Source organism: Delftia sp. ZNC0008, assembly GCF_000799035.1.
Classification (GTDB): Bacteria; Pseudomonadota; Gammaproteobacteria; order Burkholderiales; family Burkholderiaceae_C; genus Comamonas; species Comamonas tsuruhatensis.
This window is the reverse complement of the sequence record NZ_JTKZ01000666.1, coordinates 1-818: the sequence shown is the minus strand read 5'-3', so window position 1 is coordinate 818 and position 818 is coordinate 1. Positions and strand designations below refer to the sequence as shown.

General features: G+C 71.0%; 2 protein-coding genes. Both read left to right on the top strand.

Going from position 1 to position 818, the window contains the following annotated elements; genetic code table 11:
- On the top strand, positions 1–491 hold a 491-nt coding region (locus L995_RS21935; protein ID WP_047473704.1), incomplete at its 5' end, for a FecR domain-containing protein.
- Positions 492–604: 113 nt separating this feature from the next.
- Positions 605–818: hypothetical protein (locus L995_RS21930; protein ID WP_047473703.1), on the top strand; the 214-nt coding region annotated here is incomplete at its 3' end.

Here is an 818-nt window from a genome sequence, read left to right as displayed (position 1 = left end):
CCATAGAAACGGCGGCGGATACCGCCACACCGCACCGCCCCTTTGTCGTGGACACCGCCCATGGCCGGCTGCGCGCCCTGGGCACCCGCTTCACCGTGCGGCAGGAGGGGGGCTGGGCGGACGGCGGCCCCGTGCGCCTGGCCGTGACCGAGGGCGCCGTGGAAGTCACGCTGCGTGGCGCCGCCAGCCCGGCGCTGGTCGTTCAAGCCGGTCAGCAAACGGTATTGCGAGCGGGCGAGGTGACTGCGCCCCAGCCCCTGCAGCCCGAAGCCACGGCCTGGACCCACGGCATGCTGATGGCTGACGCCATGCCGCTGGCCGCGTTCTGCGCCGAACTGTCGCGCTACCGGCCCGGCCTGCTGCAGTGCGCGCCCGAGGTGCGCGCCCTGCGCGTGTCCGGCTCCTTCCCGCTGGGCGACACGGACCGGACGCTGACCATGCTGGCCTCCACCTATCCCGTCGATGTGCAGACGCGCATGCGTGGCTACTGAATCACCGTGGTCGCCAGGAACTAGAAAAATCAAGGCAGGGTGACACTTTTTCGGATCTCGGCTGGCAACGGGGAAAGAGCTTCTTTCTTCACCGCCTCCAAGGACCGATTTCCATGCCTGCCGTACCCATGCCGCATCCCGTCTTCCATCCCCTGGCGCATGCCGCCCGCCTGGCCCTGCTGGGCATGGCATTGGCCGCAGGCGCCGGGCAGGCGGCCGAACCGGCCCCCGCTTCCGTACCTGCTCCCGCTCCCGCAGCCCAGACCTACCAGATTGCGCCCGGGCCGCTGGGCCGCACGCTGGCCGGCGTGGCCACGGCGGCGGGCA